This window comes from Saccharothrix longispora, from assembly GCF_031455225.1.
Classification (GTDB): Bacteria; Actinomycetota; Actinomycetes; order Mycobacteriales; family Pseudonocardiaceae; genus Actinosynnema; species Actinosynnema longispora.
This window is the reverse complement of record NZ_JAVDSG010000001.1, coordinates 3294446-3321201: the sequence shown is the minus strand read 5'-3', so window position 1 is coordinate 3321201 and position 26756 is coordinate 3294446. Positions and strand designations below refer to the sequence as shown.

General features: G+C 74.3%; 24 protein-coding genes. 14 read left to right on the top strand and 10 right to left on the bottom strand.

Annotated features, from left to right (window positions below; all coding sequences use genetic code 11):
* Positions 1-3 precede the first annotated feature (3 nt).
* Genes J2S66_RS13570 through J2S66_RS13550 form a run of 5 tightly spaced genes read right to left on the bottom strand, consistent with a single transcriptional unit; the run spans position 4 to position 5108 of the window.
* Positions 4-939, bottom strand: a complete 936-nt coding sequence (locus tag J2S66_RS13570; RefSeq protein ID WP_310307361.1) for a thioesterase domain-containing protein — start codon at positions 937-939, stop codon at positions 4-6.
* Positions 936-2399: an AMP-binding protein gene (locus J2S66_RS13565; protein WP_310307360.1), complete on the bottom strand. Its 1464-nt coding sequence runs from the start codon at positions 2397-2399 to the stop codon at positions 936-938. Before J2S66_RS13565 ends, J2S66_RS13570 begins: the two co-directional genes overlap by 4 nt.
* Positions 2396-2905, bottom strand: coding sequence for a phosphopantetheine-binding protein (locus J2S66_RS13560; RefSeq protein ID WP_310307359.1), 510 nt, complete (start codon positions 2903-2905; stop codon positions 2396-2398). Before J2S66_RS13560 ends, J2S66_RS13565 begins: the two co-directional genes overlap by 4 nt.
* Positions 2899-3675, bottom strand: a complete 777-nt coding sequence (locus J2S66_RS13555; protein WP_310307358.1) for a hypothetical protein — start codon at positions 3673-3675, stop codon at positions 2899-2901. Before J2S66_RS13555 ends, J2S66_RS13560 begins: the two co-directional genes overlap by 7 nt.
* A complete protein-coding gene (locus J2S66_RS13550) occupies positions 3666-5108 on the bottom strand; it encodes an AMP-binding protein (RefSeq protein ID WP_310307357.1) in 1443 nt (480 codons plus the stop codon). Before J2S66_RS13550 ends, J2S66_RS13555 begins: the two co-directional genes overlap by 10 nt.
* Before the next feature lie 173 nt (positions 5109-5281).
* Here J2S66_RS13550 and J2S66_RS13545 point away from each other — a divergent pair, with 173 nt between their 5' ends.
* From J2S66_RS13545 to J2S66_RS13535, 3 genes are read left to right on the top strand one after another with little or no spacing between them, the layout of a single operon-like run.
* A complete protein-coding gene (locus J2S66_RS13545) occupies positions 5282-5497 on the top strand; it encodes an acyl carrier protein (RefSeq protein WP_310307356.1) in 216 nt (71 codons plus the stop codon).
* A complete protein-coding gene (locus J2S66_RS13540) occupies positions 5494-6729 on the top strand; it encodes a beta-ketoacyl-[acyl-carrier-protein] synthase family protein (protein ID WP_310307355.1) in 1236 nt (411 codons plus the stop codon). Before J2S66_RS13545 ends, J2S66_RS13540 begins: the two co-directional genes overlap by 4 nt.
* Entirely contained in the window at positions 6722-8143 is a 1422-nt protein-coding gene (locus tag J2S66_RS13535) for a condensation domain-containing protein (RefSeq protein ID WP_310307354.1), read from the top strand. Before J2S66_RS13540 ends, J2S66_RS13535 begins: the two co-directional genes overlap by 8 nt.
* A gap of 13 nt (positions 8144-8156) precedes the next feature.
* Here J2S66_RS13535 and J2S66_RS13530 read toward each other — a convergent pair whose 3' ends face one another.
* From J2S66_RS13530 to J2S66_RS13520, 3 genes are read right to left on the bottom strand one after another with little or no spacing between them, the layout of a single operon-like run.
* Positions 8157-8948 carry a hypothetical protein gene (locus J2S66_RS13530; protein ID WP_310307353.1) on the bottom strand — a complete coding sequence of 264 codons (792 nt, stop codon included), beginning with the start codon at positions 8946-8948 and terminating at the stop codon, positions 8157-8159.
* On the bottom strand, positions 8945-9226 hold the full coding sequence (locus tag J2S66_RS13525; protein WP_310307352.1) for a phosphopantetheine-binding protein: 282 nt from the start codon (positions 9224-9226) through the stop codon (positions 8945-8947). Before J2S66_RS13525 ends, J2S66_RS13530 begins: the two co-directional genes overlap by 4 nt.
* Positions 9227-9253: 27 nt before the next feature.
* Positions 9254-10183 (bottom strand): 3-oxoacyl-[acyl-carrier-protein] synthase III C-terminal domain-containing protein, encoded by a 930-nt coding sequence (locus J2S66_RS13520; RefSeq protein WP_310307351.1) that lies wholly within the window; start codon positions 10181-10183, stop codon positions 9254-9256.
* A 57-nt stretch (positions 10184-10240) separates the two neighbouring features.
* Between J2S66_RS13520 and J2S66_RS13515 the strand changes: the two genes are divergently transcribed.
* From J2S66_RS13515 to lipP1, 11 genes are all read left to right on the top strand, one after another.
* Positions 10241-11386: a glycosyltransferase gene (locus tag J2S66_RS13515; RefSeq protein ID WP_310307350.1), complete on the top strand. Its 1146-nt coding sequence runs from the start codon at positions 10241-10243 to the stop codon at positions 11384-11386.
* A 16-nt stretch (positions 11387-11402) separates the two neighbouring features.
* The gene (locus J2S66_RS13510) at positions 11403-12374 is read left to right on the top strand and encodes a thioesterase domain-containing protein (protein WP_310307349.1); all 972 of its coding nucleotides are present in this window, start codon (positions 11403-11405) and stop codon (positions 12372-12374) included.
* 176 nt (positions 12375-12550) lie between these two features.
* Positions 12551-14197 (top strand): class I adenylate-forming enzyme family protein, encoded by a 1647-nt coding sequence (locus tag J2S66_RS13505; protein WP_310307348.1) that lies wholly within the window; start codon positions 12551-12553, stop codon positions 14195-14197.
* A 3-nt stretch (positions 14198-14200) separates the two neighbouring features.
* Positions 14201-15847, top strand: a complete 1647-nt coding sequence (locus J2S66_RS13500; protein WP_310307347.1) for a condensation domain-containing protein — start codon at positions 14201-14203, stop codon at positions 15845-15847.
* Positions 15844-17064, top strand: coding sequence for a cytochrome P450 (locus J2S66_RS13495; RefSeq protein WP_310307346.1), 1221 nt, complete (start codon positions 15844-15846; stop codon positions 17062-17064). The genes J2S66_RS13500 and J2S66_RS13495 overlap by 4 nt, the downstream gene beginning before the upstream one ends.
* Before the next feature lie 320 nt (positions 17065-17384).
* Positions 17385-18794, top strand: a complete 1410-nt coding sequence (locus tag J2S66_RS13490) for a class I adenylate-forming enzyme family protein (RefSeq protein WP_310307345.1) — start codon at positions 17385-17387, stop codon at positions 18792-18794.
* 51 nt (positions 18795-18845) lie between these two features.
* Positions 18846-19100, top strand: coding sequence for a hypothetical protein (locus tag J2S66_RS13485; RefSeq protein WP_310307344.1), 255 nt, complete (start codon positions 18846-18848; stop codon positions 19098-19100).
* Positions 19101-19205: 105 nt separating this feature from the next.
* The gene (locus tag J2S66_RS13480) at positions 19206-20105 is read left to right on the top strand and encodes a phytanoyl-CoA dioxygenase family protein (RefSeq protein WP_310307343.1); all 900 of its coding nucleotides are present in this window, start codon (positions 19206-19208) and stop codon (positions 20103-20105) included.
* A gap of 16 nt (positions 20106-20121) precedes the next feature.
* On the top strand, positions 20122-21102 hold the full coding sequence (locus tag J2S66_RS13475; protein ID WP_310307342.1) for a thiamine pyrophosphate-dependent dehydrogenase E1 component subunit alpha: 981 nt from the start codon (positions 20122-20124) through the stop codon (positions 21100-21102).
* Positions 21102-22070, top strand: a complete 969-nt coding sequence (locus tag J2S66_RS13470; RefSeq protein ID WP_310307341.1) for an alpha-ketoacid dehydrogenase subunit beta — start codon at positions 21102-21104, stop codon at positions 22068-22070. Before J2S66_RS13475 ends, J2S66_RS13470 begins: the two co-directional genes overlap by 1 nt.
* Before the next feature lie 21 nt (positions 22071-22091).
* The gene (gene lipP1, locus J2S66_RS13465) at positions 22092-23033 is read left to right on the top strand and encodes a LipP1 family hormone-sensitive lipase (RefSeq protein WP_310307340.1); all 942 of its coding nucleotides are present in this window, start codon (positions 22092-22094) and stop codon (positions 23031-23033) included.
* Here lipP1 and J2S66_RS13460 read toward each other — a convergent pair.
* Both J2S66_RS13460 and J2S66_RS13455 read right to left on the bottom strand, forming a co-directional pair.
* Positions 23024-24811 carry an ABC transporter ATP-binding protein gene (locus tag J2S66_RS13460; protein WP_310307339.1) on the bottom strand — a complete coding sequence of 596 codons (1788 nt, stop codon included), beginning with the start codon at positions 24809-24811 and terminating at the stop codon, positions 23024-23026. The two genes, lipP1 and J2S66_RS13460, sit on opposite strands and share 10 nt — an antisense overlap.
* Complete coding sequence (locus J2S66_RS13455; protein ID WP_310307338.1) at positions 24808-26751, bottom strand: ABC transporter ATP-binding protein; 1944 nt, start codon at positions 26749-26751, stop codon at positions 24808-24810. The genes J2S66_RS13460 and J2S66_RS13455 overlap by 4 nt, the downstream gene beginning before the upstream one ends.
* Between the last annotated feature and the right edge of the window lie 5 nt (positions 26752-26756).

The window sequence follows — 26756 nt, the reverse complement described above, 5'->3', positions numbered from 1 at the left end:
CGGTCAGCCGATCATGCCGCGCAGCGCGGCCAGGTCGTCGTGCTCCCGCACCTGCCGCACGGCGCCCGCCGGCCAGTCCGCGACCGGTGACGGCGCGCCGGAAGGGCCGCGGAAGACGTCGAGCGGACCCCGGTACGGTCGCGGTTCCCAGTCGCGCACGGCGTCGTGGTCGGCCCGCCACACGCGCCGGGCGCGCGCGACGAACCCGGGCGTCCCGTCCGGGGGCACGAGGCCGCGCGCCCGCCACCGCTCCAGGACCTCCTGGTCGCCGTGATCGGGTCCGTCGAACCCGGGTTCGGTGATGCCGTCCAGCAGCCCGGCGTCGAGCACGGCCACGAGCCGGACCTCGGCGCCGGTGCCGGCGAGGTGGACGGCCATCTCGTGGGCGACCGCCGCGCCGGTCGAGCAGCCGCCGAGGAAGTACGGTCCCTCGGTCCGCACCGCCAGCACGGCGTCGACGTAGGCGCGGGCCATCGCCGGCACCGTGTCGAGCGGGGCCGCGTCCGAGTGCAGGCCGGTCGCCTGCAACCCGAACAGGGTGAACTCCTCGCCCAGGGCCTGGGCCAGGTGGGCGTACGCGCCGACCTGCCCGTTGGCGGGGTGCACCAGGAACAGCGGCGGTCGGGTCCCGTCGCCGCGCTGGATGGCGACGAGCGGGTCCGACAACCGCTCGTTCTGCCCGCGCAGCCGCGTGGCGAGGCCCTCCACGGTCGGGTGCTCGGTCAGCGCGTTCAGGGGGAGCTGGACGCCGAACTCCTCGAACACGGCGTTGACGACCCTCGCCGCGTCCAGCGAGTTGCCGCCCAGCTCGAAGAAGTTCTCCCGGACCCCGACGGCGAACCCGATGACCTCCTGCCACTGCCGGGCCAGCCACAGCTCCACCGGGTCGCGCGGGTGCCGGTAGCCGGTCTCGATCACGTCGTCCGCGGTCGGGTTCATCGTGTGGGTGCACCGCCCTCGTGGCTGGGAGCCAGTCGCCAGCGTTGGACCTTCCCGGCCGCCGACCGGGGGAGCCGGTCGACGAACGTGAAGTGCTTCGGGATCTTGTAGCCGGCCAGCCGCCGCCCGCAGTGCGCGGCGAGGTCGGCCTTGCGGACGTTCACGTCGGGCCGCAGCACCACGTGCACGCCGACCACCGACCCGAGCGCCGGGTGCGGCACGGCGAGGGCGACGGCGTCGACCACCGCGGGGTGGGCCATGAGCGCGGCCTCGACCTCGTGCGGATCGACCTTCTCACCGCCCACGTTGATGGTGTCGTGGTCGCGCGGTTCGAGGTACAGGTAGCCGTCCCGGTCGAGCCTGCCGCGGTCGCCGACCGTGGCGAACCCGTCCGGGGTGGTGCGGATGGACTGCTCGCTGACGTAGTCGGAGCGGCCGACGCGGTGCGGCGTCCGCATGAACACGGTGCCGGTGGCACCCGGCGCGACCTGCCGGCCGTCGTCGTCCAGCACGCGGAGCTGGGTGAGGACGCCGCGCCCGACGGTGCCGGGTCGGGCGAGCCACTCGTCACCGCGGGCCAGCGTCACGCCGATGCCCTCGGTCGCGCCGTACAGCTCGAAGACCCGTTCCGGGCCGAGCAGGTCGATCCACCCGCGCTTGGTGTCCGCGTCGCAGCGGGCCGCGGTGTGCAGCAGCGCGCGCAGGCTCTCGAAGCTCTCCGGCCGCGGGCGGGCGAGCAGCAGGATCTCGCGCATGTGCGTCGGCGTCAGCTGCACCCACTCGACCCCGTGCCGCCGCACCAGGTCCACCGTCCACTCCGGGGAGAAGAACGGTTGCAGCACGACGGTGTTCATGTCCAGCAGCGCGTCCACGTACGCGGTGAAGGGCGCGGCGTGGTACAGCGGCCCGACGACGAGCTGCCGCTGGCCGGTCCGCCAGCCCGTCTGCCTGATCACCAGGGACGGTGTGCGGGCGGGGTCGTAGCGCAGGGGCCCCGGCTTCGCGGAGATCTTGGGGACACCGGTGCTCGCGCCGGTCGCCAGCAGGTACGCGACCGGGTCGCCGGCGGTCGACGGCACGGTCGAGGCCGGCGGACGGTCGAGCGCGTCCGCCAGGTGCACGTGCCCGAACCGGCGGCCGAGCAGACCGACCAGGACGTCCCGCTCGGCGGGCGGGGTGGCCGGGTTGACCGGGAAGACGGGCACCTCGGCCGCGAGCGCCGCCGCGATGCCGATCGCCGCCGACGGGGTGTTGCCCGCCTCCACGACGACGCACGACGGGACGCCCGGGTCGAGCGCCGTGCGCAGCGCCGCCACCGCCTGCCCGACGGAGTCGGCGAACTCCCGCCACGACAGGGACTGCTCGGTCAGGGCCGCGTCGAACCCGACGAGCGCCGTCCGCCCGGGGGCGGAGCGCGCGATCGCGTCGATCCGCCGGTGCACGGAGAGGGTCGTCGTCACCGCAGGATCTCGGCCAGTCGTCGGACACTGGACGCGCTGATGAACTCGTACACGTCCAGCGGCCGGTCGAACTCCGCTTCGAGGGCGGCGATGATGCCGAGCGCGGACAGCGAGTCGCCGCCGAGCTCCAGGAAGTCGTCGGTCGCGCCGACCGGCCGCACGTCCATCTGCGCCGACCAGATCTCCGCCACCCGGCGCTCGACGTCGTCGCGCGGGTCCTCGAAGAGCGTGCACCGGCCGTCGGCGACCGCCGCCGCCAGGAACTCGACGTCCACCGCGCCCCCGACCACCGGGAGGCGCTCCACGACCAGCACGCCGGTCAACCCGCAGTCCCCGCCCAACCGCCGGCGCACGTGGTTGCGCAGCACCGGGCCGCTCAGGTACTCGGTCGGCTCGACGGCCGCGACGGTGACGTCCCGCCCGTCGTGGCGCACGACGGCGACCACCGCCGCACCGACACCGGGGTGGGCCGACAACGCGTCGGAGATCTCGGCCACGCTCACCATGTGCGCTCTCCCGTCAGCAGTTCGGCGACGAGGCCGTGCACCTCGGCCTCGCGCAGCAGGCTGGTGTGGTCCACGTCCAGCGAGAGGTTCCCGGCCGCGTCCACCGGCGGCTCGTGGTCCTTCGACGACACGAACAGGGGTGTTCCGCCGCGCGCGTCGAACCGGCCCTGACCGGCCAGGAGCAGGAACTCGACGTACGCGGTGAACCCGCCGGTGAGCTGCCGCCGGAAGACCTCGTTGAGCGACAGCCTGCGGGCGACCTCGCCCATCAACCCGTCGTACCGCTCGACCAGCGCGGCGGCGATGCGGGGCAGGTCGTCCGGGTGCGCGTCGACCAGTTCGTCCGCCAGCGCCCGCGCGTCGGCCAGCTCGTCGGCGGTCAGGTGCTCCGCGGACGCTTCGATCGTCGAGGTGAACTCGTGGGCGATCGAGCCCGCGCTCGTCGTCACGGCGTCGAAGAGCACGGTCGCCGGTGGCGCGCCCGACCCGGCGACCGCGTCGGCGACGCGGGTGCCCAGCGCGGCGCCCGCGCAGTACCCCAGCACCGCGCGGACCCGGCGGCCGGTCGCCGACACCTCCGCCGCCCAGCGCTCGACGCACGCGTCCAGCGGACCGGTGCCCGGCCGCGCGAGGTGCAGGAAGCAGGCGCCCACCGCGACACCGGCCGCGAGGTCCGCGAAGCCCGCCGCGGCCCTGGCGCCCGGGAAGTCCAGGCACAGCACGATATCCGGTCCCCGGTCGACCAGTACCCGCCAGTGGGTCAGCTCCACCGTCCGACCTCCCCCGTGTCCACGGCCGCTGTCAGCGCCCGGTAGTCGACCTTCCCGCCGGGCGTCTGGGGCAGCCGGTCGACGTGCCGGACGACGACGTGCCGGCTCGGCACACCCAGCACCTCGGCGAGTCGCCGTCGCTGCCCCTCGTGCACGGCCGCGTCCCCGGCGCCGAACAGGTAGACGACGTCGTCGCCGCCGATCACCGCGGCGGGGTGCTCCGGTCGTTCGACGAGGTGCTCCAGGTCGTCGAGGCTCGTGCGGACGCCGAGCACCTTGACGATCCGCTTGGTGCGACCGGTCAGGTACAGGCGACCGTCGCGCAGGTACCCGAGGTCACCGGTGTCCAGGACGTCCACCTCGGCACCGCGGCGGAGGTCGTCCCGACCGGCCGCGTAGCCGAGCATGACCCCCGGACCCCGGTAGTGGACCGCCCCCTCGCCGGGCACGGCCCGGTCGTGCGTCCGCGCTTCCTCGATCGTGATGGTGCCCCCGGGCACCGCGACGCCCACCGACCCGAGGTGGTCCGGGAGGTCGGCCGGGTCGAGGCAGGCGATCCGCGAGGTGGCCTCGGTCTGGCCGTACATCGGGACGAACCGGCCCCGTCGCCGCTCCATCACCCGCGCGAGCCGCAGCGTCAGCTCGTCGCCCAACCGCGCGCCCGCCTGCGTCATCGTGCGGACCCGCGTGCGCTCCAACAGGTTCGCGTGAGCGGGGCTGAACGCCGCGTAGGTCGTCGGCACGGCGGCGAACGAGGTCGCGCCCGCCCTGACCAGGTGGTCCCACGTCGCCAGCGCCAGCGGCGACCCGTCGCCGAGCACGATGCTCGCGCCGGCCAGCAGGTGGCTGTTCACCACCGACAGCCCGTAGGCGCGGGTGATGGGCAACGTGGTCGGCGCGCGTTCCGCCGCGGTGATGCCGAGCGCGCGGGCGACGGCGGCGGAGTTGCCGGCCAGCGCCCCGTAGGACAGCCGCACCGTCTTCGGGCTGCCCGTGGTCCCCGAAGTCGCGAGCAGCAGCGCCGTCTCCGGGAATATGTCCTCGGCCGGTTCGGCCGAACGCCGGCGAAAGAGTTTCGCGGCGCCGATCCCGCGGTCGACGGGTTCGTAATCGGACTCGGCCGGATTCCCGCCGCCCGGAGCCGGCAGGACGAACTCCGGTCGGTACAGCGAAAGTATTTCGCGGGAAGCGGGCAGGAATGCGACCGTGTGGCCTAGCCGCAGTGCGGCGAGATAGGCGACCACGGTGGGCAGGTCGCGGTCCCCGGCGCACAGCACCAGCGCTTTCCCGTTGTGCCGCAACGCCTGTTCCGCCTCGGCGACCAGTCGGGCCACGTCGCCGTAGGACAGCGTCCGGCCGCCCGCGAGGTGGACGGCGGGGGAACGCGGCGACGCCTGGTCGTGCGTCACGAGATCGAGCATCGCCGGCGGCATGGAGGTCATTCTGCGGTCTGCTGCGAACCGCGGTCCATAGCCCGTATGCGGGCCGGCGGATGTCCTTGACGGCTTCGGTCCCGGTAGGGCACATTCCCGTTGACCTCTCGGGAAGGGAAGCGCTTGCCATGACTCCTGGGATTCGCCAGTTCCTCTTCGAATCGTTGACGGTCATGAAATACAGCACGGCCGACATGGACGACGACACGGTGCTGGGCCCGGCCGGGGCCGACCTCGAATCGCTCGCCCTGGCCGAGCTGTCCATGCGGGTCGAGGACCACTTCGGCGTCCGGTTCGACGACGACGAGGCCGAGATGTTCGCCTCCATGACGGTCGGCGAGTTCTGCGCCGAGGTGGCGCGTCGCGTGCAGACCGCCTCCGCCACGTGAGCGAAAGCGTTGCGGTGACGGGCATCGGACTGGTCAGCCCGGTCGGCACGGCCGTGGATGAGGTGTTCGAGGCGGTCTGCGCGGGCCGGTCCGGGATCGTGCGGCCACCCGAGGGGCACGCGCTGCACGGTGTCGTGGACGTGGCCGCGATCGGCCCGCCCGTCGATCCGGAGAGCGTCATCCCGCCGAAGGAAGCCCGCGTGGTGGACCGCTCGATCGTGCTGGGGGTGCGGGCTGCCGAAGACGCCCTCGCGGACGCCGGGATCGAGGTGGGGCAGGACGTCGACCCGTACCGGGTCGCGGTCGTGCTCTCCGGCGTCGGCGGCCTCGGGACCCTTGCGCGGCAAGCGGTCGAGCGGTCGCGACGCGGTCGCCTCGGGGTCAGCCCCTTCATGCTGCCCGGTGTCCTGCCGAACATGGCGGCCGCGCGGGTCGCCATCAAGTTCGGCATCCGGGGGTACATGTCGTCCTCCGGGACGGCGTGCGCGGCGGGCGGGCAGTCGATCGGCGAGGCGGTGCGCATCCTCCGGTCCGGTGAGGCGGACGTGGTGGTGTGCGGGTGCACCGAGGCCCCGCTGTTCCCGACGTTCGCCGACGCCTTCGGCAACGCCCTCGCCCTCGCCCGCGGCTGGTCCGACCCGACCACCGCGAGCCGCCCGTTCGACCGGCGCCGCAACGGTTTCGTGCTCGGTGAAGGCGCCGGTGTGCTCGTGCTCGAACGCGCCGGGTTTGCCCGCGCGCGCGGCGCCGCGGTGCTCGCCCACGTGCTCGGCTGGGGTGCGACCAGCGACGGGTACCACCCGACCACGCCCCGCCCCGACGGCTCCGGCGCCGCGGAGAGCATGCGGATCGCACTTCGGGATTCCGGCCTGTCCACGAACGACATCGGCTACCTCAACGCGCACGGCACCGGCACGAAAGCCGGTGACTCCGCCGAGTCGAAGGCGATCAGGGGCGTGTACGGCGACGGCATGCCACCGGTCAGCTCGACCAAGGGCATCACCGGGCACCTGCTCGGCGCCTCCGGGGTCGTCGAGGCCGCCATCGCCGTCACGGCCCTGCGCAAGGGGCTGCTGCCGCCGACCCACAACCTGGACGACCCGGACCCGGCCTGCGACCTCAACCACGTTCGCGGCGAGCCGTCGGCCGCCGCGGTGGACGCGGTCATGTCCAACTCGTTCGGCTTCGGCGGTCACAACGTGAGCGTGGTCTTCGGGCGCGCCGATGGCTGAGCGGTTCACCGTCACCCGTCTCCCGGTGCGCTTCTCCGGACCGGGTGCGGGCACCGCGCCGTTGACCTGGGGGCAGAAGGCGATCCTCCGCGACGTGCGGGCGAGCGGCTGGACGAACAACATCAGCGGTGCGCACGCCCTGCCCGAGGGGGTGACCGTCGAGGACCTCGCCGGGCGCCTGGGCCGCGTCATGGGCAAGCACCCCGCGTTGCGGACCCGGCTGGGCGTGGACGAGGAGGGCGACGCCTGCCAGGTCGTGGCCGAGGCGGGCGAGGTCGACCTGGAGGTCGTGACCTTCGCCGACGAACTGGACCGCGCCGAAGCGGTCGACCACGGCAACCGGCTCTGGATCGACTGGCTGGTGGAGCCGATCACGCCGTGGCCGCTGCGGATGGCCGTGGTGCGGCACCGGGGCGTGGCGGTGCACCTGGTGCTCGCCCTGGACCACCTGGTCGCCGACGGCACGGCCGCGCTGCTGGTGATGGCGGACCTCGGGCTCGGCGAGATGGTCGGCCACCCGGTGGACCCGCGCGCGATGACGACCGCGGACCTCGCCCGTCACGAGCGGACGCCGCGGGTGCGGCGGATCGGCGACCGCGCCATGCGCTACTGGGAAGCGCAGTTGCGACCGCTCCCGCCGGCGGCCCCCGGCGAGCCGGGACACCCGGGGGAACGGCCGGCGCGGCGGTGCCGGACCGCGCGGTTCCACTCGCCGGCCGCGCACCTCGCCGTGCTCGCCATCGCCCGCCGGACCCGCACCGACACCTCGGCGGTCCTGCTCGCGCTGATCGCCATCGCGATCGGGGCGGTCACTGGCGCCGACCCGGTCGTGGCGAACCTGGTCACGGGCAACCGGTTCCGGCCCGGCCTCGCCGACGTCATCGGCTCGCTGAGCCAGAACACCGTGCTGACCATCGGCCTCGACGGCACGGTGGACGAGGTGGTGGCGCGGACCCGCCGGGCGGCGACGGTCGCCTGGTTGCAGGCGTACTACGACCCGGACCAACTGGACGATCTGATCGCGCGGCTCGACGCCGAGCGCGGCCGGCCGGCCCGGGTCGCCTACCGGATCAGCGACCGGCGCTTCAGCACCAGGGCGGCGACCGAGGCGATGGCGCGCGAGGCGCGCGTGACGGAGGAAGCCGTCCGGGCCAGGCTGCCGGAGACCTTCGTCAAGTGGGACGGGCACCGGTACGACGTGGACGAGCAGCTGTTCGTCGCCGTCGAGGACCGCGCCGAGACGGTGTACCTGCACCTGGTCTACGACTCGACCGCGGTCACCGGGGAACGGGCGGAAGCCCTGTTGCGCTCGGTGGAGGAGGTGGCGGTGCGCGCCGCGTTCGACCCCGGCGCGCCAACGGGACCACCGCGCCGACCACCACCGTCCACAACGGACGCCGTTGTGGTCCCGTGAGCGGGGCGGCGGCTCAGGCGCGCACCGGGACGGCCGCGAAGCTGAGGTAGCGCAGCCCGGGGTCGTAGTCGCCGAGCACGACCACGTCCGCCGATGCGCCGAGCGCCCCGGCCAGGTGCCACCACACGCCCGTGGTCGGCTGCCCCGCCGGTATCCGCACGTGGTCCGGGGGACCGGGCCACACCGCGGCGAGCGCGTCGCTCAGCACGACCCGCGCGTCCCGGCCGGCCGACAGCCCGGCCACCGCGGCGGAGGCCAGTCCCGGCACGGCTCCCGGCTCCACACCGGTGTGCTGGCGCAGGCCCTCCGACCCGTCGTCCGGGCCACCGCCGAACAGCAGGGCGACACCCCGGTGCTCCACCGGCAGGGGTGCCGTCGACGCGTAGGGCAGGGACGCCTGTTCCACCACCACCAGCAACGCCCGCCGCGCACCGTGGGCGCGGATGACGCGCAGGCCGGTGAACGGCGTCGCGCTGCCCTGGTCGCAGAGGGCGAACGACAGCGGCGCACCGGGGCACAGGTGGCTGAGGTAGGTCGCGGTGGCCCGGCCCGGCCACATGTCGTGCACGGAGAACGCCAGCACCAGCAGGTCGACCGGTTCGTCCGCCGGCACGGCCGCCACCAGCGCCTTCGCCATCTCGCCGTACGACTGGCCGGCCGGCTCCGAGCCGGGTTCGACCCCGAAGGGCCGGGCCATGTCGGCGAAGTAGGCGGCCACCTCGTCCCGGTGGCCGTCGTCGTCGAGGACGCCGGCCCTGCCGGTGAACCTCCCGCGCTCGGCGCGGAGCAGGCGCACCCCGCTCACCAGGGCCGGCTGTGGCCGGCGATGAACGTCGCCAGTTCGCCCACGGTGCGCAGCTCGTCCGGGCGCATCCTCTCGACGTCGATCTGGATGCCGACCTGTTCCTCCACCTCCAGCAGCAGTTCCAGCCCCATCGAGGAGCTGACGCCGAGCCCGTCGGCCATGTCGACGTCCTCGGTGATCGGTTCGTCGCGCTCCACCAGGCGCGCGAGCACGGCGGTCATGGCCTCGACCACGCGGTGGCGCAGGTCGGTGTCGAGCTGTGCGTCGGGTGCGGTCATGTCGGCCTCCTGGTGCGGGACGGGGGATCAGTGCTGGAACACCATCGCGGAGAACGTGGCCCCGGCTCCGGCACCGACGGTCGCGACGAGGTAGTGGCCGCCTTCGCGCAGCAGACCGCGTTCCCCGGCCGTGCGGTAGTTGACGAACGCGTCGGCGCAGAACAGGTGGCCGTTCTCGGCCACGTTGGACAGCAGCACGCGCCGCACCGGGAAGTCGAGCAGCAGGCACAGGCGCTGCCAGGTCACGACGTTCACGTTGTGCGGCAGGACGAGGTCCAGGTCGTCCAGCGCGAGACCGGCCTCGGCCACGGCCCGACGCACGACCTCGGCCAGCGCCGGGCGGTACTCGCGCTGGAACCCGTCGGACTGCTCGCCGAACTCGGTGTCGAACTCGCCGCGCTGGGCGCACACGTAGGACAGCAGCCGGTCGCGCGGTCCGTCGGCGCTCACCAGGCACGCGGCCGAGCCCTCGCCGAACAGCGACGTCCCCGGCAGCAGTCGCGCGTCGCGGGTGAACGCCTTCTCGCCCGTCAGCACCAGCGCCAGGGCGTCATCGGCCGGATCGGCGGCGAGCAGCCGGCCCGCCAGCTCCACCGCCAGCAGACCACTTGCGCAACTTTGTTGTGTGACCGTGAAAGCGAGGGCGTGGCCGAGTCCCAGCTCGCGGCACAGGTCGTGCAGCGGGTTGTGCGGGTACGGCGCCACGACGGGCATCGCGCGGCCGTGGACGACGTACCGGACGCGGTGTTCGTTGCCGTGCAATGCCGTCAGCTCGTCGACCGCGGCGCGCAGCAGTTCGACCAGCGACCGCTCCGGGTCGAACCGGACCTGGTCGAGCCCGTGGAACCGCCGGAAGAGCCTGACCTGGACGTCGGTCAGCCCGAGCGGGGCGGCCAGGTCTTCGAGGGGGGCGCGGAAAGCCGGTGTGTACACCGACACCGCGTCGAGAGCGGTCACACTTCGGGATCACACCACGTCGTTCCGGTGAACGTCAATGTGTGCCATCATGTTGTGGTGTCGCGGTTTCTGCTCGTCGTACTGCCGCTGCAAGGTCACCTCTACCCCATGCTCGCGATCGGGCAGGAGCTTGCCCGCGCGGGCCACGACGTCGTCTGGTGCGGTCCGGAGAACGTGCTGCGCCCGCTCGTCGGTCCGGATGCGACGGTGCACGCCACCGGCGTGCGCGCGTACCGGCGCTACGACGAGAACGGCATGGCCGGTCTGCGCGCGCTCTGGGACGGCTACCTGCTCCCGTTCGCGCGCTTCACGCTCGGCCCCGTGGACGAGGCGGTGGCGCTGCACCGGCCGGACGTCGTCGTGACCGAGCAGTACGCGCTGGCCGGCGGTCTGGTCGCGCACCGCCGCGGCGTGCGGTGGGCGACCCTGTGCACCGGCACGCTCGAACTGACCCCGCCCGAGGACCTGCCGGAGTTCGACGGCTTCGTCGCGGACCGGGTGGCCCGGGCGGTGGCGATGGCCGGGCTGCCCGCCGACGCCCCGGTCGACCCCCGGTTCTCGCCGCACCTGGTGATCGCCCTGATGACCCGGGGGCTCGTGGGCGACGCCGAGCTGCCGGACCGCTGCGTGCTCACCGGCGCGGCGCTGGGGCCGAGGCCGAACGCCCCGGAGTTCCCCTGGCACCTGTGGGACCACGACCGCCGCCACGTGCTGGTGACGGTCGGCACCCTCGTCGGTCACATGATCGGCGACTTCTACGAGCGGGCGGCGGCGGTGCTGGCGCCCCTGGCGGACGAGGTGCAGGCGGTGTTCGTCACCTCGGGTGTGGCCGCGGAGTCGTTCCCCGACAACGCGATCGTCGCCGAGCTGGTGCCGATGCTCGACCTGATGCCGAAGCTGGACGCGGTGGTGTGCCACGCGGGAGGCGCCGTCAACGAGGCGCTCGCCTTCGGGGTCCCGATGGTCGTGGCCCCGGTGCGGGCCGAGCAGGTGGCGTTGGCGCGGCAGGTCGCCAGGTCGGGCGCGGGTGTCGAGGTCCCCGTCCTCGACGTCACGGTGGCCGAGCTGGACGCCGCGCTGCGGGCGGTCCTCGACGGTCCCGACCACCGGGACGCCGCCCGCCGGATCGCGGCGGAGTTCTCCGCCGCCGGAGGAGCGGCCGCGGCCGCGGCGCACCTCGTCGGGCTGGCGTCCGGCGCATGACGGAGAGGACGGTCGGGTGGACAGGTCCGGAGCGAGCGCGTTACCGGCGGCCAGGGAGTTCGCGTGGGCCAGGCAGCGGCGCGCCGACCTGCGCGCCGCGGGCGGGGTCCTCGACCCGGTGCTGACGTTGCGGGCCGGTGGTGACGGGCCCGCCCTGTTCTGCGCGCCGCCGCTGGTCGGCGCGAGCTGGTGCTACCTCGCGCTGCTGCCGCACCTGGCACCGGAGCACCCGGTGCACGGGCTCCAGTCGCGCGGGCTGCGCAGGCCCGAGCCGCTGCCGGTGGACATGGCCGAGTTGGCGCGGGACTTCGCCGACCGGATCAGGATCACCCAGCCGCACGGCCCGTATCACCTGTTCGGCTGGTCCAACGGTGGGAACACGGCGCACGCGATCGCCGAGGAGCTGGAGCGGCGCGGTCACGAGGTCGGCCTGCTCGCCATCGCCGACGCCACGCCGCACCTGCCGCACACCCTCAGCGTGGCCGACGACAACCTGTGGCTGCTGTGCGACTTCGTGCTCCGCGAGTTCGGCTACCAACCGGTGATCGAGCCGGACGACCCCGACCCCGTCGCCCGGCTGCTGGAGGTGGTGCGGGCGAGGCCGGGGCTGGGGCTGCACGAGTGGCCGGACCGCCGACTGCTCGCGCTGCCGAGGGTGATCAGGAACAACGTCGCGGTGGCGCAACGGCACCGGCCGGGTCGGGTGCGCTGCCCGGTGCTGTTCTTCGCCGCCACCGCCGGCCCGCGGACCACCCGGTCGAAGCTGGCGTCCTGGGCGGAGCACGTGAGCCGGCCGATCGACGTGGTCGAGGTGGACTGCGAGCACGAGCACATGCTCCTCCCCGAGCCGGTCGCGCGGATCGGCGCGGCCCTCACCGCCCGCCTGGCCGCACCCTCCTGGCCGCGTCCTCCTGACCGCCCGGAAGCGTCCGCGCGGACGGCCGACACGTCCGAAAGCCCGATTGCCACGGGGGAATCGCGTACCTAGTCTCGGTGGCGGGGTCCGCGGACGCCGGGGCCGGTCCACGAGATCGGCGGTCGGAACCGCGGCCGGGGATGTGAGCGCACCGTCCACATCGAACCGGGGCCGGCGCGGGCCCCGGAGCACGTCGCCGCGACGCGGGAGCGTCGGTGGTCCATCCAGTTCTTCGACCGGGAGGTCCCATGAGTCGGGCGAACCTGCGCACCGCGTTGGCGCGGGACCCGCGGGTCGGTGCGGGCAACGTGCTGCCCATGCTGCTGGAGCACGGTGCGGACCCGGACACCCCGCGGATGACCTTCGACGTCGACGTGGACGGCATCCCCGCGTGGACGCCGCTGTCCCTGCGCGACCTGGTCGAACGGGTCGCCGCCCGGGCGGACTGGTTCGCGCGCAAGGGGATCGGGCGACGCGACCCGGTCGCCGTTTTCGTCACCTCGGCGGCCGACGTGTTCCTCAACTTCTTCGCGCTCAACCACCTCGGCGCGATCCCGGCGCTGATGAACGGCGGCATGCCGATCGAGGTCGCCGCGGAGTTCGTCCGCCGGCTGCGCGCGGTCGGCGTGGTGCTCGACGCCGACCACGCCGCGCTGCGGGACCACGAACTCGGCGTACCCGTCCTGGGCGACGCGGCGGACACCGGCACCGGCGATCCGCACCGGGCGCCGCCGCCCTACCGCCACCACGACGACGACCCCGTGGCCATCACGCACTCCTCCGGCACCACCCGGATGCCCACGCCGGTCGTGCACTCGCACCACAGCCTGTTCGCCGCCGTGCGCGCGGTGCGGCTCACCGAAGCCAGGCCGCACGGGCCGGTGCGGGAGATGTCGGTGCTGCCCGCCGCGCACGCGGCCGGGATCATCGTGGTGAACCAGGCGCTGTGCAACGGCTACGAGCTGCTGTGCCTGTCCGCGCAAGGTGGACCGTTCGAGTGCAGCGGCGAGGTCGTGCTGGACGCCATCGAGCGGTGGCGGCCGACCGGCGTGTTCGGCTTCGCGGTCACGTGGGCCGAGCTGGCGCGGTTCGACCTGTCGGAGCGGGACCTCGGCTCGGTGCGGAACTGGTCGAGCACCGGCGACTGCGCGCACGAGCCGCACATCCGGAAGCTGGTCGCGGTGGGCAGCCACCCCGTGTGGACCCCGGACGGCGTGGTCGACCGGCCCGGCTCGAAGTTCATCGACACGCTCGGCTCGACCGAGATGGGCCACAGCGCGTTCGCCATCAGCCACCGGCCCGGCAGCGACCGCTACGACCGGTGCGTCGGCAAGCCGTACCCGTTCGCCGAGGTGGCGCTGCTGGACGTGGCGACGGGCGAGGAGGTGCCGGTCGGCCAGGTCGGGCAGTGCGGCCTGAAGTCGCCCACGCTCGCGCCCGGCTACTGGAACGACTCGGCCGCCACCTACCGCAACCGGCTCAACGGCTACTACCTGACCGGCGATCTGATGTACCGCGACGAGGAGGGGTACTACTACCACCTCGACCGGGCCAACGACGCGATCGACCTGGGCGACGGGAACTGGCTCTACACCGCGTTGTCCGAGGAGCGCGTCCTCGCCCGCTGCCCGGACGTCCGCGACTGCACGGTCCTCGCGGCGAAACCGGAGGGCGGTCCGGCGGTCACCGACGTGCTGCTGGTCCTGCACGAGGGCGCCGACCCCGCGCTCGACCGCGGTGAGGCGGTCCGCTCCGCCCTCGGCGAGGCGGTGGCGCGCACGGTGCGCCGGGTCGACGTCGTGCCCGACGGCCGGCTGACGGTCGGTCCCACCGGGAAGGTGCGCAAGTTCCTGATGCGCCAACGGGTCCTGGCGGACGCGCCACGCGGGAGGTAGCTCGTGAGGTATCCGTTGTCATTCGCGCAGCGGCGGTCGCGGGGGCGGGCGTCGCCGCTGTCCTGCGCCGCGTGGCTCGACGGTCCGCTGGACCCCGACGCCCTGCGCCGCGCCCTGGACGTCGTGGTCGCCCGGCACCCGGTGCTCCGGACCCGCTTCACCGACGCCGAGCAGGTCGTCGCCCCCACCGGCGGCGTGGTGGTCGAGCACGTCGTGCTCCCCGGCGGTCCCGACGACGTGGCACGGGCCGAGGCGATCGCCTCCGACCTGGCCGCACGACCGTTCGACCTCGGACGCGCGCCGCTGCTGCGGGTCGCGCTGGTCGAACTCGGACCGGAACGCCGGCTGTTCGCGCTGGCGGCGCACGAGGTCGTCGCCGACGCCGCCGCGGTGGGGGTGCTGCTCGCCGACCTGGCCGTCGCGTACCGGGGCGGCCCGCCCGCGCCGGCGCCGTGGATGGACTACGGCGACTACGCGCTGTGGCAGCGCGAGCGGCTGCGCGGCGAGGAGTTGGAACGCCTGCTGGACCACTGGCGCGCGGTGCTGCGCGACGCGCCCCCGGCGATGTCCTTCGAGCGCGGACCGGGCGGGCGGCTGACCGCGGCGGTACCCGCCGCCACGTCACCGGTGGAGCTGCTCGCCGCGTACGCGGTGGTGCTGGCGCGGCACACGGGGCAGGCGGACCTCGTGATCGCGGTGCCGGTGAGCGGTCGGACCCGGGTGGAGCTGGAGCCGATCGTCGGCCCGTTCGCCGACGCGGTCCCGGTCCGGGTGTCGGTGGCGGGCACGTCGACCTTCGCCGAACTGCTGGCACGGGTGCGGGACGCGGCGGAGACCGCGCTCGCGCACGACGAGGTGCCGCTCGACCTGCTCGCCGAGGAACTGGGCCTGGACCTCCGCGACGACGCGGTGAGGTTCGCGTTCCGGCCGCCCGAGGTGCCCGCACCGGACTTCCCCGGTGTGCGGAGCCGGGTCCTGCCCGTGCCAGCCGACGGGGCCGACCTCGACCTGGTCGCGGGGGAGGACGGGGTGGTGACCCTGGCGCACCGCGTCGACCCGCGGTTCGCCGAGTGGCTGCTGGGATCGGTGGTGGCGGTGGTGGAGGAGGCCGGGCGGGCCCCGGACACCCCGCTGTCGGACCTGCCGCTGCTACCGGTGGAGGGGGCCGCGTTCCCGACCGCCGCGTTCCCGACCGGCGCGCCGCGCCGGACGCGCCCGGCCGCGGACGACGCCGGGCGGTCGGCGGCGCACGACCCCGCTCCGCTCGCGGGCGACGCCCCGACGGGTGGTGGGGTCCCGTCGCGTGACGGGATCGAGCGGACCATGGCCGAGATCTGGGCGGAGCTGCTCCGCACCACCGAGCCGATCGGCGCGCACGACAACCTGTTCGGCCGCGGCGGCGGCTCGTTGACCGCGGTCCGCTTCGCGTCCCGGATCGCCGACGCCTACGGCGTCGTCCTGCCGATGGACCGCATCATCACCTCGCCCACGATCGCGGCGCTCGCCGAGTTCGTGTCGGCCGAGCTGGCGCCCGCGGACGACGTCGAAGCCGGCCTGGCGGCGTTGTCCGACGCGGAGCTGGACGACCTGCTGCGCGCGGTCACGGCCACCCGGGACCGCCGCCGGACCGCCGAGGGGGACACGCGGTGAGCACGACGTCGAGCACGGCGTGGCTGCGGGAGCTGCTGGGCGAGGACGGGCGCCGCGACCCGTACCCGCTCTACGCCCGCCTGCACGAGCGGGGACCGGCGGTGGCGCTGGCGCCGGGCGACAGGCACGCCGCCATCGTCCACGGGCACGACGCCGTCGGCCGGGTCCTGCGCGACCCGACCTTCCACGTGCTGGACGCGGAGTACCTGGACCGGGGCAGCACCCGGTGGCGCGCGCACCCCGCCGTGCGCACCATGCAGGACTCCGTCTTCAACGACAGCGGCGACCACCTCGCCCGCACCCGCCGCGTGTTCGGCCAGGCGTTCGGCTCGACCCGCGTGTCCACCCTGGAACCGATGATCACCCGCCGCACCGACCACCTGCTCGACCTGCTCGCGGCCGAAGGCGGCGGGGGTGCGCCGGTCGACTTCATGACGCGGTTCGCCCTGCGCCTGCCCAGCGACGTCATCGGCGAGGTGCTGGGCGTCCCCGAGGCGGACCGGGCGGGGTTCCCCGAGCGGGTCAGGACCTTCGACGCGATCCTGGAACTCGGTCAGCGCACCTTTCGCGAGCTGCGCGCGGCGGACACCGCGGCCGAGGAGCTGACCTCCTACTTCGCGGGCCTCCTCGCCGCCCGCCGGGCGGAACCCGAGGACGACCTCATCTCCGTCCTGGCCGCGGCCGACGGGCTGGCCGAGCCCGTGCTGCTGGCCAACCTGGTCGTCGTGTTCAACGCGGGGTTCCGCACCACGGCGAACCTGCTCGGCAACGGCCTGCACCTGCTGCTCACGCACCCCGACGCCCTCGACGCCCTCCGCGCCGACCCCTCCGCGGCGTCCGCGTACGTCGAGGAGGTCCTCCGCTTCGACCCGCCGGTCCACTTCGCCGTCCGCTACGCGGTCGAGGACACCGAGGTCGCGGGGGTCGAGGTGCCGCGCGGGCGGACGGTCCTGATCCTCACCGCCGCCGCCAACCGGGACCCCGGTCGGTTCGCCGATCCCGACCGGTTCGACCCGACCCGCGCCGACAACCACCACTACGCGTTCAGCGCCGGCCCGCACTTCTGCGTCGGCGCGGCACTGGGCCGGGTGGAGGGGCGGATCGCGCTGGCCCGCCTGGTGACCCGTTTCCCCTCCCTCGCCCTCGCGGCCCCGCCGCGCCCGCGCCGCCACTTCATGCTCCGCGGGTACGACCGCTTGGAAGTCCTGTGCCGGTGACCGCCGGCACCCGCGCGGATCAGGTCGACGGGCACCCGCACCCGAGGGTTTCGCCGGTATTCCGCTGATCCGCCCGGACGCGCCGGGGAATTCACTGCGGAATGGCGTAGGAGCCGTTGGGTATTTCCGTGGTCCCATTGCGGTCCACCGCGCCGCGCACTGGTGGACGTGGCCGTTCGGCGGGTGCAATTGCTCACCGCCGATTGGCCGATGGTGTCCCGCGTGAACCGTGACGTACGATTCTTCCCACTCGGACCGCGGTTGAGCGGAAACTATTGCGCAAATGTTTCGATAAGTGCGCGGACAAGGCGGGAGACCCGATGACCAAAGGTCTGGCGTCGACCGGAATGGAACTGGCGGCGAGTCCGGAATGGGTCGACGAGATCCTGCTGCGCGGCGCGGACGACGATATCTGCCTCTATTCGGGAGGCCCCCTCGACCGGAGGACGCTGCGGCGGTTGGTCGCGCAACGGCAAGCACGCCTCGCGGACGCCGGACTGCGCGCGGGCGGGTCGCTCGCCCTGCGACTGCCGCCGTCGACGGCGTACGTGGCGAACCTGCTCGCCGGGTGGCGCACCGGCGCCCAGGTGATCCTCCTCGACCACCGCCTCACCGCGTTCGAGACCGAGCTCGCGCTCCGCAGGCTCGCACCGCGGGTGGTGGTCGAGCCGGGGCGGATCACGAGCAGCCCGCTGAGCGCGTTCGCCGAGGTGGAGGAGACCGTCACGGTGCGGGACGGCCGCGACGCCGCGACCCCGCACGCCGTGATCCAGCTCAGCTCCGGCTCCACCGGCCCGTCCAAGGTGATCGGCCGGACGGCCGCCGACCTGGTCGCCGAGATCGAGCGGTACACCCGGATCGACGGCGTGCCGCTGCCGGGCGAGCGGATCGTCGTGCTGGCCTCCATGGTGCACGTGCTCGGCCTGGTCGGCGCCCTGCTGTACGGCCTGCACGCCGGCGTGCAGGTCAGACCGCCCGAACGGCTCACCGGCGACGGCGTGCTCGACGCGATCGCCGCGGACCCCGCCCCCGCGACCGTGCTCGGCGTGCCGTTCCACATCGGACTGCTCGCCTCCGTCGCGGACCCGCCCCCGCTGCCGCAGCTCAAGCGGATGACCACCGGGGGCGAGGCGGTGCCCGCCGCGACCGCCGCCGCCTTCACCGCCAGGTACGGCGTGCCGCTGGGCAACATGTGGGGCATGACGGAGGTCGGCGTGATCGCCACCGACCTGTCCGGCGAGCACCGGCCCGCCCTCACCCCGGCGCCCGGGCTCTCGGTGGTCGAACGGGACGGGGAGCTGCTGGTGAGCCAGCCGGAGTCGCCGTACGTCGGCCTGTCCGACCCGGACCGGTGGGCGGACGGCTGGCTGCGCACCAAGGACGCGGGCGCGGTCGACCCGGTCACCGGCCTGGTCACCGTCAAGGGGCGCCTCGACTCGCAGGTGTCGGTCGGTGGGCTGAAGGTCGACCTGACCGAGGTCGAGGCGACGCTCGCCGGACTGCCGGGGGTGGTGGCGGCCGTCGTGCTGCACGACGACGTCGTCACGGCCTACGCGCAGCTCGACGCCCCGGCCACGGCCGAGGCCGTCCGGACGGGTCTGGCCGAACGGCTCGCCGCGTACAAGAGACCGCGCCGGCTGCACGTGCTCGACGCGATGCCGCGCACCACCACGGGAAAACTGGTCCGCGACCACTCGGTGCTCCGCCAGGCCGCTCGCGGGGGAAGGTGATCCGATGAGGACGCAGGTCGTCACCTCCGCCACCCGGGACGGGGCGCCGCGGTGAGCCGGGGCGGGACACCCGACCGGGACGACGTCCTGGCGATGCTCGCCGGGCTCGACGGCAGGCCCCCGGAGGAGGTCCCCGAGATGATCGAGTCGATGGAACTGGCCTGGCTGGTGCACCAGGTGGAGCAGCGCTACGGCGTGCGCGTGGAACTCGACGGCGAGCAGCACGGCCGCATGACCACCGTCTCGGGAGCCGCGGACGTGCTCCGGGAAGTGATCGGGACGCCTGATGACCACGTCCGGGACTGACCACGTCGGGCCGCGCGCCGGTGACGCGGTGCGGACCGCGTCCGGCCCCGGCGCGGCGCAGCGGGGCGGACCGCCCGGCACGACGGCCACGTGAAGGAGACCGCGGTGAACGAGTTCGCCCTGACCGGGCGGGAGCGCGCCCTGCTCCCGTCGGACGACGACGTCCGGTTCTACGCCGAGCACGGCTGGTACCTGTCGGAGAAGCTCCTCTCCGACGCCGAGGTCGAGGAGTTGGGCGTGGCGGTGGACCGGTACTACGCGGGGGAGCGGAGCCGCCTGCTGCCGACCCGCCCCGACCGGCTGGCCTACTGGACGCCCGAGCACGCCGACGTCCAGCGCCACAACGACTACGTGCACCACGAGAGCGACGCGATCGCCAAGGCGCTGCTCAAACCGCTGATCGGCGCGGTGGCCGCGCGCCTGGCGGAGGTCGACGAGATCCGGGTGTTCCAGTCGACCCTGATCCACAAGCCGCCGATCGCCGAGGAGCCGTCGAACATCGTGCCCTGGCACTTCGACAAGCACTATTGGGCGTCGTCCTCGTCGGACCGGATGCTCACCGCGTTCATCCCGCTGCACGACTGCGACGAGGAGCTGGGCACCATCACGATGGTCGACGGCAGCCACCTCTGGGAGGAGGTGGGGTCGGACGACAGCGCCACGAAGCACTTCGCCGAGCGCGACGCGTCCCACCTGGAGGACCTGCTCACCGCCAACGCCGCGCACAACGGCGCCGAGGTCGTGAAGGTCCCGATGGTCATCCCCAAGGGGCACATGAGCTTCCACCACTGCCGGACCTACCACGGCAGCGGGCCCAACCGCGCGAACCGGCCGCGCCAGGCCATCTCGCTGCACCTCCAGGACGGGGACAACGCCTACCGCGAGTTCCGCCTGTCCGACGGTGGCCTCGCCTTCTACAACCACGACGCCCTCGTGCGCCGCACGCCGGACGGCAGGCCGGACTACGCCGACCCGGAGTTCTGCCCGACCGTGTGGCGTGCCTGAGCGGCGGGGCGGGGTGATGGCACACGCACCGGACACCGACGTCGGCCTGTACCGGACGGTGCGGCTGATCCGCCTGTTCGAGGAGCGGGCGGTCGAACTCGTCCGCTCCGGGGACGTCGTCGGCGGCATCCACCCCTACACCGGCCAGGAGGCCATCGCCGCCGGGGTGTGCGCGGCGCTGCGCGTGGACGACGTGATCACCAGCACCCACCGGGGGCACGGGCACGTGCTCGCCAAGGGCGCCGACCCCGCCCGGGTGCTCGCCGAGCTGGCCGGCCGCGCCACCGGCCTCAACCGGGGCCGGGGCGGGTCGATGCACGCCGCGGACTTCGGCCTGGGCATCCTCGGCGCGAACGCGATCGTCGGCGCGAACGGCGCGATCACCGCGGGCGCGGCCTGGGCCGCCCGGCAGGAGGGCGGCGACCGGGTCGCGGTGAGCTTCTTCGGCGACGGCGCGGTCAACCAGGGCGTCCTGCTGGAAGCCATGAACCTCGCGGCCCTGTGGCGGCTGCCGGTGCTGTTCGTCTGCGAGAACAACGGGTACGCGACGACGCTGACCGTCGCGGACGCGGTCGCGGGCACGATCACCGGGCGCGGCGAGGCGTTCGGCATCCCGTCGGTGACGGTGGACGGCATGGACCCGCGCACGGTGCTCGACGCGGCGCGCGAGGCGGTGGACCGGGCCCGCGCGGGCGGCGGGCCGTCGCTGGTCGAGTGCCTGACCTACCGGTTCGACGCGCACCACACCTGGGAGCACCGGGCCCGGGTCCGCTACCGGGACGACGACGAGGTCCGGACCGGGCGGGAGAGGGACCCGGTGGTGATCCAGGGCGCGCGGCTGACCGGCGAGGAGCGGGAGCGGGTCGACGCCGAGGTGCGGTCCACCCTGGACGCGGCGGTCGCGTTCGCGCTCGACAGCCCGCACCCCGATCCGGCGGGCGCGCTCGACCACCTGTACGCCACCGGGATGCGCCCTCGTCCGGGCGGTGGTGGCTGATGCCGTGGCTGTCCTACCGGAAGGCGCTCAACCGGGCGCTCGGCGACGAACTGGCCCGCGACCCGGCGGTGTTCGTGCTGGGCGAGGACGTCCGGGTGGCGGTCTCCAACGTCACCGCCGGCCTCTTCACGCGGTTCGGACCGGACCGGGTGCTGGACACGCCCCTGTCGGAGCAGGCGTTCACCGGCTTCGCCACCGGCGCCGCGCTGAGCGGGCGGCGGCCGGTGATCGAGTTCCAGATCCCGGCGCTGCTGTACCTCGCGTTCGAGCAGATCGTCGACCAGGCGCACAAGTTCTCGCTGATGACCGGTGGCCAGGCCCGGGTGCCGGTGACCTACCTGGTGCCCGGCTCGGGGTCGAAGGCAGGGTGGGCCGGGCAGCACTCGGACCACCCGTACGCCCTGTTCGCCCACGCCGGCGTGAAGACGGTGGTGCCGGCCACGCCCGAGGACGCCTACGGCCTGCTGACCTCGGCGATCCGGGACGACGACCCGGTCGTGGTGTTCGCCCCGGCGGCGGCGCTGGAGGTCCGGGCCGACCTCGACCACGACGGGCTGGCCCCGGTGCCGCTCGGTGTCGGCCGGGTCCACCGGGAGGGCGAGGACGTCACGGTCGTGGCGGTGGGGCACCTGGTGCACGACGCGCTCGCGGTCGCCGAGGAGCTGGCCGGTGACGTCTCGGTCGAGGTGTTCGACCCGCGCACGGTGTACCCGTTCGACTGGGACGGGCTGGCCGACTCGGTGGCCAGGACCGGCCGCCTGGTGGTGGCCGACGACTCCAACCGCACCTGCGGCATCGCGGCCGAGGTCCTCGCGACGGCGGCCGAGCGGTTCGACCTGTTGGCCCCACCGGTCAGGGTGACCAGGCCGGACGGCACCGTGGTGCCGTTCGCGCCGGCGCTCGACCGGGCCGTGCAACCCGACCGCGCCAGGCTGGCGGCCGCGGTCCGGAAGGCGTTCGAGCACTGACGACCAGGACACGGAGGGCACATGCCACTCGACCCGACCCTGCGGGCGATGCGCGACGACGCGGTCGCCGCGGGGGTCCGGCCGCTCTACGAGCTCTCGATCGAGGAGGCGCGGGCGGCCGACCTCGCGGCGATCCGCGCGGCGGCGGGCGCGGGCGAGCCGGTGCGCCACGTCACCGACCGCCACGTCCCCGGACCGGGGGGCGACCTGCCGATCCGGGTCTACCGCCCGGTCGACACGGCCGAGCCCCTGCCCACCGCGGTCTACTTCTTCGGCGGCGGCTGGGCGCTCGGCAGCATCGACACCTCCGACGAGATCTGCCGCGCCCTGGCCAACGCGGTGCCCTGCCAGGTGATCACCGTCGGCTACCGCCTGGCGCCCGAGCACCGGTTCCCGGCCGCCGTGGACGACTGCCGCGCGGCCGTCGGCTGGATCGCCGCGAACGCCGCCGAGCTCGGCGTCGACCCCGACCGCCTCGCCGTGGCGGGCGACAGCGCGGGCGGCAACCTCGCCGCCGCCGTCACCCTCGACCGCGCCGGGCCCGCCCTGGCCGCCCAGGTGCTGGTCTACCCCAACACCGACCACCGCGGCGACACCGGCTCCATGCGCGAGAACGACGACCCCGCCGCGTTCAACCGCCGGTCCGTCGCCTGGTACTGGGGCCACTACCTGGCGAGGCCGGAGGACGGCCTCGACCCGTCGGCCTCACCGCTGCTCGCCGAGGACCTGAGCGGCCTCCCACCCGCCCTGGTGATCACCGCGGAGCACGACCCGCTGCGCGACGAGGGGGAGCGGTACGCCGAACGCCTGCGCGAGGCCGGCGTGCCCGTGGTCGCGACGCGCTACGCCGGGATGGCGCACGGCTTCTTCGCCATGTCGGGCGTCGTGGACGCGGCCCGCGAGGCCCGGGCCGAGGTCGCCGCGTTCCTGCGCGGGCACTTCGACCGCCGCGTTCACGCGTAGGCCGCCGCCTGCATCGCGTACAGCTCGGCGTACAGGCCGCCGGCGGCCATCAGCTCGTCGTGCGAACCGCGTTCCCGCACGCGCCCGCCGTCCACCACCACGATCAGGTCGGCCATGCGCACCGTGGAGAACCGGTGCGAGACGAGCACGGTGATCGCGCCGGTGCGCCGGCCGACCTCCCGCGCGCCGGCCGCGTACCGCTCGAACAAGCGGTGCTCGGCCTGCGCGTCGAGCGCCGAGGTGGGTTCGTCGAGGACGAGCAGCAGGGGCTCGGTGCGCATCATGGCCCGACCGAGCGCGAGCTTCTGCCACTGCCCGCCGGACAGCTCCGCGCCGTCGGCGTAGGACTTGCCGAGCTGGGTCTCCAGGCCGTCCTCCAGGCGGTCGAGGACGTCCTCGGCGCGGGCGCGGCGCAGCGCGTCGCGCACCGCCCCGGGGGACTCCACGTCGGCCAGCTCGCCCACCCCGACGCTCTCGCGGGCGAGCAGTTCGAAGCGGGCGAAGTCCTGGAACCCGGCGGCGACGCGGCCGCGCCAGCCGTCCACGGGGAAGCGCGCCAGGTCCGTGCCGTCGACCTCGATCACGCCGGTGGTGGCCGGGTAGAACCGGCACAGCAGCTTGACCAGGGTCGTCTTGCCCGCCCCGTTCTCGCCCACGAACGCGACCGTGCCGCCCGCGGGCAGGGTCAGGTCGACGTCGGAGATCACCGGCCGGTCGGTGCCCGGGTAGGCGAAGGAGACGCCGCGCAGCTCGATGCCGTCCCGGACGCGCTCGGGCACGTCCCGGTCGGGCGGTGGGGGCGCCTGCCTCGCCAGCAGGGCGCGGGTCCAGCGCATGTTCGCCATCACCCGCCCGGTGCGCTGCATCTCCTGCAACGCGGTCACCGCGGACGTCACCTGCTGGTTCACCTGGGACGCCAGGGTCAGCACGAGCAGCACGTCGCCGACGCTGCGGCTGCCCGCCACGGCCTCGCGCAGCACCAGCAGCGTGCCCAGCACGTACGCCACGGCGAAGAACAGCTGACCGGCGGCGCGCAGCAGCACGGCCCGGCGCTCGCCGCGCCACAGCTCCTCCGACGCGTCGTCCCAGGCGCGCCGCTGCCGGGACCGCATCTCCGACTCCAGCCCGCTGACGCGCAGCTCCTTCGCCGACACCGGGTTCGCCACGAGCCCGAACAGGTGCCTGGCGTGCCGGGACGGCGGCGCGGACCGCTCGCGCGCGGCGTTCACGATCGACTCGGCCCGCCGCCCGAGCAGCAGCGGCGGCACGGCGGCCAGCGGCAGGAGCAGCAGCAGCGGGTTGAGCCGGGCCAGCAGGACCGCGGTGATCGAGATCGCCACCAGCAGGCCCAGGCTGTTCAGCAGGGACTCCATCGAACCCCACGCGGCCCGGTGCAGCTCCTGGCGCAGCACCTGGAGCTTGTCGGCGTACTCCGGCCGCTCGTGGTGCTCCAACCCGGCCGAGCCGTTGGTCATCTCGATCAGCTCGCGCTCCAGGCGCGGCACGGCGCGGTCGCCCAGCTCGAAGTAGAAGATGTGGGCGAAGTGGCCGGCGGTCAGCGCGGCGATCACCGCGACCACGACGAGCACCGCGGCGGTGGTCGCGCCCCGCACGTCCCCCGCCAGCGCCGAGTCGGCCAGCGCGGCCAGCGCGGGTGCGGCCAGCGGCATCGCCGAGGCCTGCGCGACCATGAGCACGACCGAGAGCACCAGCCGGTACCGGCTCTCCCGCCAGGCGATGGCGAACAGCTCCCCACCGCCGCGGACGACCTCGATCACCGGTTGACCTCCCGTGTCCCGTCCGGCACGTCGTCGGCCTCGACGTCCAGGCCGCGCGCGAACCGTTCCGCCTGCAACGCGAACAGCCGGGCGTAGCGGCCGTCCGCCGCGACCAGCTCGTCGTGCGAGCCGCGCTCGACCACGCGCCCGCCGTCCAGCACGACGATGTGGTCGGCCCGCCGGACGCTGGAGAACCGGTGCGAGATGAGCAGCGACGTGACCCCACGCGTCAGCTCCACGAACCGGTCGAAGAACGCGACCTCGGCGCGGACGTCCAGCGCCGCGGTCGGCTCGTCCAGCACCAGGACCGTGGCGCCCGCCTCCAGGGCGTAGAGCGCGCGGGCGATGGCGATGCGCTGCCACTGGCCGCCGGACAGGTCCGTGCCGCCGGGGTAGGCGCGCGACAGCGGCGTGTCCAGGCCGCCGGGCAGGGCGAGCAGCGCGTCGGCGATCCCGGCCCGTTCGGCGACGCGCAGCACCACCGCCCGGTCGACCGGCACGTGCGGCGCGCCCAGCGCGATGTTCTCCGCCGCGGTCAGCTCGTAGCGCACGAAGTCCTGGAAGATCACGCCGATCCGGCGGCGCCACAGCACCGGGTCGAACTCCGCGATGTCGACGCCGTCCGCCCGCACGGCGCCCGAGGTCGGCTCGTAGAGCCGCCCGAGCAGCTTCACCAGCGTGGTCTTGCCCGCGCCGTTGACGCCGACGACCGCGGTGCAGAGCCCGGCGGGCAGTTCCAGGTCGACGCCGTCGAGCACGGCCCGGTCGGAGCCCGGGTAGTGGAAGCCGACGCGGTCGAAGGCGAGGGCGGTGGACGGCGTGCCCGCGGGCACCTCGGCCCGCCCCGGCGGGGGTTGCTCCCCGTCCAGCTCGCCCAGCCGGTCGCGCAACCGCCGCAGGGCGGTCAGGGCCAGCATCGCGTACTGCGTGCTGGTGTCCGCCTCGGGGTAGTAGCCGCCCAGCGAGATCGCCAGGACGATCGCCTGCACCCCCAGCGCCAGCGCGGTCAGGCTCACCCGACCGGTCGCGGCGAGCTGGGCGGCGTGCACCGTCGAACCACCCGCCAGCAGCAGGCCCAGCGCCGTCAGCACCAGGTACGGGGCCAGGTAGACGCGCCGCCGCGCCCGTTCGTAGGGGTCCCGCACGGCCTCCCAGGCGGCCACGTAGCGATCGGCCAGCCACCCGCTCAGGCCGAAGACGCGGATCTCCTTCGCCGCCGCGTCGGTCATCGTGACCCCGTGCAGGTAGGCGACCTCGCGCTGCTTGCCCACGACCTCGCGCCACACCCGCGAGTACTTCCGCAGCCCGCCGCGCTGGCCGTAGCGGAACGCGAGCACCGCCGCGGCGACCGCCAGCGCCGCCGGCCAGCCGACCGTCGAGCCGATGACCACCACGAGGACCAGCAGGCGCGTGTAGCGCGCGACCAGGCCCAGCATGCCGACGCACGCCTGACCGGGTGTGCCCCACTCGCGGTCGAAGGCGCGCACGGCCTCGCTCAGCTCGTCGAGCGTGCGCTGGTCCTCCAGCGGTCCGATGCCGACCGGGCGCAGCATCAGCGCCATCGCCTCGTCCCGCAGCGCGCTGTCCACCCGGCGCCGCATCCGCTGCCCCACCGCGTTGTTCACCGGGGTGAGGAGCTGGGTGAGCAGGAACACGGCGGCGGCGAGCAGGAAGACCGCGATCAACCGGTCCCAGGCCTCGCTGCCGACACCGCCGGCGACCGCGGCGGGCACCTCGCCGACCAGGACGCTCGTCGCGACCACGAACGCGACCGGCAACAGGCCGAGGACGATGTTGAGCACGGCCAGGAGGACGACCGGGCCGACGCCGCCGGACGGCATCAACCGGATGATCCGCAACCGGGGCCGCACGGCCTCGTCCACCCAGTGCGACCACGTGGCGCGCACCCCCGACCCCGCCGCGGGCATTCCGGTCGTCAATGGCG